The sequence below is a fragment of the Streptomyces marianii genome (assembly GCF_005795905.1).
Classification (GTDB): Bacteria; Actinomycetota; Actinomycetes; order Streptomycetales; family Streptomycetaceae; genus Streptomyces; species Streptomyces marianii.
Genome location: NZ_VAWE01000004.1, coordinates 56,907 through 64,379, shown reverse-complemented (window position 1 = coordinate 64,379; position 7,473 = coordinate 56,907). Strand labels below are relative to the sequence as shown.

Sequence of the window (7,473 nt, the reverse complement as noted above, 5' to 3'; positions counted from 1 at the left end):
GTTTCACGCCGTCGAGGGCTCCGCTTCGCGGAGCCGAGCCGCCGTTTCACGGCGGCGGTGGGGCTGAGCGGCCCGCTTCGCGGGCTCTGACCTGGGGTTTTGCCGCTTCGCGGCTAGGCTGGCTAGGAGGGGGAGGGTCGGCCTCGTCGGTTCCGTTTCCCTCGAACTGAGTTCCCATTTCCTGCATATCTCCCGTTCCCTTTTCTTTTGTGGTTCCCAACGTAGGGGCAATGCAATTCTTTGTCAAGTTCGGTGGTCGCCACTTTATCGGGTGTCTTTTCTGAGTAATTTTCGGGCTTTATAAGAATACCTCGGCCCGCTTTTTCCAAACGGCCGTAGGCCGTTTTCCTTTGCCCCGCAGGGGCGGGCCCCGGCGCGAAGCGCCTTAGAGGGGCCCACCGCGATAGCGGCGGCCCGATAGGGCCGGGTCTTTCCCGCCCCGTGGCCGAAGGCCACTTAGGGGGGCGGGTTTCCTTTCGGGCCCGCGAAGCGGGACCAGGCCGCCCGTGGCCGGAGGCCACATAGAGGCGGCCCAGCCCGTAGGGCTGTCGATTGCCCGCGCATTTTGGGCATGGAAAAAGGGTGGCGATTCACCCGCCACCCTTTTTCTGTTGCCTAGTCGTTACCTAGGCCGTTCCGTTCAGTCCGTCGCCTCGTTCTCCTCGGCCTGCTCCTCGTCGACTTCCGCCTCGAAGTGCATTCGCCCCGCGTCGATGATGAGTTCGGGGGCGAACCCGTTCAGCCGGGCGAGATGGAACATGTCGGCGAGGAGGTCACCGCCCAACTCCCTGAGAACATCGCCGTCCACGTCGAGGGAACCGTCGAGGTAGTTTTGCCCCGTCGTCTCCCCGAACGCTTCCAGGGCGGTAACCGCCCAGTGGGCGCGGGTCCTGTTTGCCTCGGCGGCGCCGTCCGCGTAAAGGTCCGTCACTTCCTTTTCCCTCTCTCTCACTTCTCGTACGCGGTGATTGCGGCGCGGACCTTTTCCGCGTCGAGGCATTCGGGGTGCCGGAAGGTCGAGGGCGGGTTTCCGTTGCGCCCTCGCAAGTGGGACCAGTAGCGGGGGCCCTCCCACCCGCAGAGCTGGCACCGCAGGAACCACGGGTTATCGGCGCCGGGGTAGCCGCCGAGGGGGGTCCAAAGGAATTCCGTCAGTCCAGCCATGGCCTTGTGCGCGCCCTCGATGTTCCGGGGCGTGGCGGGCATTCGCGGGTGAAGGAGCGGCACGGGGCCGACGAATGCGCGGGTCTCGGCGCTGCTGTCGGTGTGCTGCTGCGGGGTGATTCGGCCCGCGTCGAATTCCTGGGCGAGGAATTGAGCGGCGGCTACGCTGCCGGTGCTTCCCGCGCCGACTCGGATTTCGTCCGTCTTTCCGGCGGGAATGGCGAACCATGCGCCGTGCCACCGGTAAATGCGTCCGATGGTCTGGCCGTCGACGAGGACGGGGTAACGGCATTCCTGGTCTGCGGAACCGAGGACGTAGCTCGGAATTTCCATGGTGCTCATTAGCTCCACCCCCACCACGAACGGATTTCGTCGGCACTCTCGCTGTACTGCTCTGCGGCCATTTCCTCGAACGTGGCGCAGGGGTTTTCGAGACGCGTCATTGCAGCGTTCACGACGAGGTTGATCGCGTCCTCTTCCGGCTCGCCGAGGCTGATTTCTCCGAGGATCATGTCGGCGCCCTCGTTCATGGCGACGCTGACCTTTTCCCGGGTGTAGCCGATCTCGGGCTTCTGGATTCCGATACGGCGCGCTTCGGCGTAGTCGCCGAGGAACTCCCGAATGCTCCTGATGGCGGAGCGTCGGGCGTATTCGGCGTTGGGGCACTCGTCGGCGGTGAGGTATTCCTCTACGGCCTGCATGAGGCATTCAAGGGAGTGCCCGGGGTCGGTGACGATGCACAGCGTGCCGTCGTCGTCGACTCCCCAGACGTCGGAGCCGTCGAGGTCGATGTCGCGACGGTCGAGGAGGTCACCGCATTCGGGGCAACCAAACAGGCCGTCGGGCCGAATGCGGTAGGCCGAGAGGCCGCCGCACTGCGGGCAGGAAATTGGGGTCACGGAAGTAAGCGCCTTTCGTGTGTGCTTCCGGGGCGTGACCCAGGAGGCCGCACGGCGCGGCGCGTACTTTTCGGCCCGGTGCGCGCCGAAGGCGCAGGGCCGAAAACCCTTTTGCCGGTGCGCGCCGAAGGCGCAGGCAAAAGGGCGGTCCCGCGAAGCGGGACCGAATCGCCGGTGAACGCGCCGAAGGCGCCCGGCGATTCGCCCGGGGGGCCCGCCAGGGCCCGCAGGGCGGTGCGCGGCGTGCCGTGTGGCACCCTGGGCCACGCCCCGGAAATAAGGGCCCGTGAGGGCCTTTCAGGGCTGCGCTGCGCCTTGCTGCGCCCTGGTGCGCCCCGGCCCGGAAAGCACGAGATCCCCCTCCCGATGGGTCGGGAGGGGGATCTCGTGTGTGCGCTTGTGGCGGTGCCCTGCTACGCCGCTGCGCCCCCGAGGAGGCTGAACATCGCGCTTACGCGGCGTGCGTTGTCGGGATGGTCCCCGAGGAGGGCGAGCACCGGCTCGGCCGTCTCGCGGGCGTACTCGGGATCGTCCAGAGCGAGCCTGATCCATACGGCGTGCGCGTTGCGGATCAGTTGCCCGGTGTCCTCCTCGGGGGCCTGGGCTTCCCGGCGGTGCTGCGCCGTCTGGAACAGGAGCTCCGTCGTCTCGGCCCACTCCTCGGACTCCTCGACCTGTCGCAGCGTCAGCCATGCCCGGGTGGTCATGACGTTGACGGTGGGGGGTGCGAGGGGCCCGTACGTGCCCGTGAGGGCGGCTTCGAGCTTGACGGCCGCGACGGTGGCCTCGGCGAGCCTGCCGGCCTTTTCGTTGGCGACGAGCTCGGCCAGGAGCGGGCCGTACTCGGGGGGTAGCGGGGCGGTCCACGGTGAGGCGGGCGTGTGCGGGTCGGCGGCGGCCGGGACGGGCGCGGCGTACTGCTGGCCGGCGGCGGCCTGTGTGCCCGCCACCATCCACGCCGGGGCCTCCTCCCGCGGAATGGCGACGGTGAACTCACCCGCGGGCGGGGTGCTTGGGGGCGCTGGGGGCGCCTGTACGGGCGCGGGGGCCGGTGGGCGTGCCGGTGTGGGGTGCGGGTGGTCGAGCGTCGTCACGGTGCCGTCTACGGCCACGATCAGGGGCCATGCGGCCCCGTCGGATTCCTTGGCGATGACGCGGACGGGGCGGCCATGAAAGGCGGCCTTGATCCGGACCTCGGCGAGCGCGGCGACGCGGGCCGCGTTGGGGGCGAGGCCGGGCGCGGTGACTTCCTCCCCGTCGACTGCGGCGGCGCCGGTCGAGCTCACCGTGATGGTGTAGACGGGAGTTGCGGGAACCTGGTCAGGGTCAGTGATTGTCATTGCGGTCTACCTATCCACCCTTGGGGAAGTACGGCGGTGCCCATCCGACATAGGTAGCCCCCCATTTGCTTTCAATGTCGGTTGCCGGTACGACGTCAATGTAACCAGGGCGGAGAATGTCATTGCTCGCGATTTTCCCGTCTCCGAGATACACGGCAACGTGGCCCGCTCGGCCTCCCGTTTCCCAATACATCAGGGCACCCGGCGGGGGATTCCTGTCCTTGTCGTGTTTCATGCTGGCTGGCATCTCGCGGTAGTGGTCGATGGCGTACGGCACTCCGGAGAAACTCCAGCCGTACGCACGGGCAACGAACGCGAGGCAGGCGCGATACCAGTCCCGGCCGCCGGTCTGGGCCTCGCTCTCGGCCCATGCGATGGCGGCCTCGGTGCTGCGGGGGTTCTTGACGGACGAGGGCCACGGCGCATCACCGTCGTGGAAGGCCGCACCGGGCTTGCCGGGCTTGCCGGTGCCGTTGTTGTCGTCCTCGGGGTAGCACTCGATAGCGGAGTCGTCCCCGTCGCCGCCATCGGTGGCGGTGTCGTCGCCCTGGTCCTGGTCCTCGTTGGCGCCGGCATCCTTGGCGGGGCGGTCGAGGTCGAGGCCCGCCTCCTTGGCGATCTCGCGGGCGGCGTCCTCCTCGCCGTCGTAGAGCTCCGGGTGTGCGGACTTCTGTACGGCTTGGGCGGCCTCGCCGAGGCCCATCTTTTCCCAGCCCTTGATGTCGGTCAGGCCGGGCGGGTCTCCGTCCTTGGCACCCATGAAAAACATGGTCGCGGCGTACTTCGGTTTCATGATGTCGCCGCGGCTTCCCCACCCCTGCGACTCTCGCTGTTGGAACAGGCCGACCGAGTCGGCGTGGCCGTTGGGCAGGTTGAGGAGGGTGGACTCCTGTAGGGCGGTCATCAGGCCGACGAGCGTTGCCCGGCCCGAGAGTCCGTTGTTCTGGGCGACGCCGTCAATGATCTTGGCGTTGGCTATCTGGTAGTTCCGCTGGTTGGCGTCGGGCTGCTGGGCGGTGGGCTCGTCGCCGTCAACGTCAACGTCGCCGTAGTCGACGCTGGGCGTTCCGGGGTCGCCGCATGAGTCGGCGTATGCCTTGCCGCCGATGCCGGCGCCGAAGAGGCCGACGATGAACAGGAAGACGACGAACACCACGGACGCTATGGCGGCGGCCTTGACCTTGACGCCCGTGCCGACGAAACGGCCCGCGAGACGGGCGGCGTCGCGTGCCTCCACTACAGCCCCAGAATCCGGGAGACGCGCCACCCGGTGCCGTCGCCGTTGGTCAACTCGACCTGTAGAACCGTGGTTTCGCTGTAGTCCTCGTATCCCTCGACGTCGATCTTTGCCGTGGTCTTCCGCCATACCCGGATGGGGGTGTCAACGGGCAGATCGGTGCCGGCGGGTTCGACCTTGACCGTGCGCACGGTGGCGATGCCGCCGCGGCTGACGAGCTTGTTCCATGCCTGGTCGGCTTGGGCGGCGAGGTTCTCGACGAGGGCGGGCCTCATGTAGGGCTCGGCCCGGAGGACGCTCGCCGTGTGGTCGCCGTCCTTGGGCGGGTTGCGCGTGAGGTAGAGCCGTACGAACTCCTCGGCGACGTGGTCCGGGTCGTCGAGGTCGACGGCCGCGGACGCGGACGAACTCGGCGGCGCCGAGGGTGCACTCGTCCCGGCCGCCGTGGGCTTGTCGTCCTGGGCGCCGGGGGTGGGGCTCGCCGTGGCCGTGACGCTGCCGCCCTTGTCGTCCCCGCCGAGGAGACTCGGCCACACGTACCGGGCCCCGAGGCCGAGGCCCAGGATCACCACAACGATGATCAGGGCCCCGGCCGGGCGGATCGGGTCGCGGCGGCGTTCCTCGCGGACCCATTCCTTTGTCCGCCGGCGGACGGCCTCGCGGTGCTCGCGCTTGGCTTCTCGACGTCCTCGGCGCCCCTTGGTCTTCCGGACCTCCTCCGGGTACTCGAACGAGTCGAGGATCTCGCGCCACTCGTCGGGCGTCCGTTCGTTCTTCCCCATGGCCTACCCCCTGTTGTTCCTGGGCGCCGGGGCCGCGTTGCGGCGTGCCGGCGCAGTTGCCCGGGGCGGCGGCTGTGTGCTGCCCGCCGGGCGCGGCGGCGGCCCGTTGGGCGTGCTACGGATGACCGTCGCCTGAATGATCTTGGGCTCGGACCGGCCCGGTGTGGACGGCGGCGGCGCCTGCCGGAAGGCGTAGTTCGGCGTCCCGCCGTTCTCCGGGCGCATGACCGGTGTCGGCCCCGTCCCCGACCCCGACCCGATGGCCGGGCGGCTCGTCGCGTCCCCTGACGTCGCCCCGTCCTTACCGCCGGGCAGGGCGGGCCGCGGCCTCGACGGCTGCGGGGGCAGGGTGGCGCGGGCCTTGCCGGTGACGTCGGGCCGTTCGCGGTCGAGGGTGATCACCGGACCGTCGGACCGGCCGCCGGGTGCCGTAGCGCCGCCAGTGCCGCCGCCGCCAGTGCCGGCGGGAAGCGCGGGGCCGCCGCCGGGGCCCGGGAGCGGTGCGGGCGCCGGGGGCCGTTGCCGCGGAATCCGGGTGAGGACGACGTCGATGTCATCGGCCGAGCCGCCGCCTCCCCCGCCGGGGAGCTGCGGCAGGTCGTCACCGCCTCCTCCGCCTCCTCCGCCTCCTCCGCCGCCGCCTCGACGACGGCGGCGGCCGGGGAGGGTGGTCACGGGCTGGTGGTCGACGCCCCCGCCTCGACGTCGGCCGCCTCCCCCGCTGTTGAGCATCTTTGCGGCGAGGAGGCCCCCGAGCATTCCGCTTGTGGTGCCGCGGACGCCGAAGATTTGGGCCACGACCGCCCGGAAGTTCATCCCGACGATGGCGGCGGCGATGCTCAGGCCGCTGGTGGGGAGCCATCCGTACTCGCCGAACATCTGCGTCGTGGCGGCCTGCAAGGACAGGACGGCGCCGAGGACCATCGTCGCGATGAGGCTTTCGAGGGTGCGTGCGAGGAGCTGATCGAACCAGGCGAGTCCCCATTGGCGGGGCCGTCCCGGGATCACCCAGAGGCACGCGAAGATGACGCCGGTCAGTAGCAACATGAGGGCGCCGAGGAGGCTCGCCAGTGAGGTGAAGGCGAGCATCAGAATCAAGGCCGCGAACAGGATGACGGAGATGAGGGCGGGGATGGTGACCATGATTCGGCCGACGGGTGAGTGACCCTGACGCCATTTCACCGAATCGCCGCCGACGGCCTCGTCAGTGACGTTGTCCTGCAACCATTCCTTGCGCTTGTCCTTGTTGGTTCCCAGGTCGAGGAGGTCTTTCCCGTACTTCTCGCAGACCTCGAAACTCCCGAATTCAGCGACACACCACGGGGTCGCAACATATGCGCGCCATACGGCGTCGGACGATTTCCGGAGCGCGTCATCCCGGCCGTTGCCGCTGAATTTCGGCTTGTGGTCGAGCTTGAACGGGAAGTCGCCCGAGCCGTCTCCGAGGCCCTGCGATGTGGCGTTCATGGTGATGCTCGACCCGACCTGACGGGCGCTGTCGATGCCGCCGACCCAGGTCTGAGGGCTGGTCAGGAGGGAGACGGACACCACTCCGGAGATCAGCACCCAGGCGACTTGCGACAGGCCCCCGCCCCCGCCGCCCTTCTTGTGCTGGACGAACGCGACGAGGCCGCCGACGGCGAGGGCGCTCGGGAGGAGCGTCGTGGTAAGCCCCTTCGCGGCCCCGCCGATGCTGTTGGTGATGGCGTCCTCAAGGGCCGGAATGCTCGTCAGTTGGAAAATCCACTGCACGATCACGATGCACGCCGTACCGAGTACGGCGATCAGGCCCATGCAGATATCCGCGATGGCTTCGGCCATCGGGTCCAACACGTCCCACTTGCCGAAATCCGAATCGAGCTGCCACAGCGAGGGATTGCGGTACGTCTCATAGAGAGTGCCCTCACCTTCGGGCACCTTGGAATCTGGCGAGGGCATGAGGTCGCCGATTCCGGTGGGGTCGATATCGGCGGCGTGCGCCTGTCCGGCGAACACCATCAACGTGGTGAACGCGAACAGGAAGGGAATCGCCACGGTCCTTATCCGCGGCA

Annotated in this window: 7 protein-coding genes; all 7 read right to left on the bottom strand. The window is 68.7% G+C overall.

What is annotated here, in order from left to right; translation table 11 throughout:
• Window positions 1-640: 640 nt before the first annotated feature.
• Window positions 641-931, bottom strand: coding sequence for a hypothetical protein (locus FEF34_RS40415; RefSeq protein WP_138058449.1), 291 nt, complete (start codon window positions 929-931; stop codon window positions 641-643).
• A 17-nt stretch (window positions 932-948) separates the two neighbouring features.
• Window positions 949-1,506: a hypothetical protein gene (locus tag FEF34_RS40410; RefSeq protein ID WP_138058448.1), complete on the bottom strand. Its 558-nt coding sequence runs from the start codon at window positions 1,504-1,506 to the stop codon at window positions 949-951.
• Window positions 1,506-2,063: a transposase gene (locus FEF34_RS40405; protein WP_138058446.1), complete on the bottom strand. Its 558-nt coding sequence runs from the start codon at window positions 2,061-2,063 to the stop codon at window positions 1,506-1,508. The genes FEF34_RS40410 and FEF34_RS40405 overlap by 1 nt, the downstream gene beginning before the upstream one ends.
• Window positions 2,064-2,476: 413 nt before the next feature.
• On the bottom strand, window positions 2,477-3,403 hold the full coding sequence (locus FEF34_RS40400; RefSeq protein ID WP_138058445.1) for a hypothetical protein: 927 nt from the start codon (window positions 3,401-3,403) through the stop codon (window positions 2,477-2,479).
• Window positions 3,404-3,413: 10 nt separating this feature from the next.
• Window positions 3,414-4,640, bottom strand: a complete 1,227-nt coding sequence (locus FEF34_RS40395) for a C40 family peptidase (protein WP_138058444.1) — start codon at window positions 4,638-4,640, stop codon at window positions 3,414-3,416.
• Window positions 4,640-5,422, bottom strand: a complete 783-nt coding sequence (locus tag FEF34_RS40390; protein ID WP_138058443.1) for a hypothetical protein — start codon at window positions 5,420-5,422, stop codon at window positions 4,640-4,642. The genes FEF34_RS40395 and FEF34_RS40390 overlap by 1 nt, the downstream gene beginning before the upstream one ends.
• A 3-nt stretch (window positions 5,423-5,425) precedes the next feature.
• Window positions 5,426-7,456, bottom strand: coding sequence for a hypothetical protein (locus tag FEF34_RS41855; RefSeq protein ID WP_171053414.1), 2,031 nt, complete (start codon window positions 7,454-7,456; stop codon window positions 5,426-5,428).
• Window positions 7,457-7,473 lie beyond the last annotated feature (17 nt).

Bases quoted from the DNA above. Each gene is read 5' to 3' on its own strand.
- FEF34_RS40410 (WP_138058448.1), bottom strand. From the start codon at position 1,506: ATGAGCACCATGGAAATTCCGAGCTACGTCCTCGGTTCCGCAGACCAG.
- FEF34_RS40400 (WP_138058445.1), bottom strand. From the start codon at position 3,403: ATGACAATCACTGACCCTGACCAGGTTCCCGCAACTCCCGTCTACACC.
- FEF34_RS40390 (WP_138058443.1), bottom strand. From the start codon at position 5,422: ATGGGGAAGAACGAACGGACGCCCGACGAGTGGCGCGAGATCCTCGAC.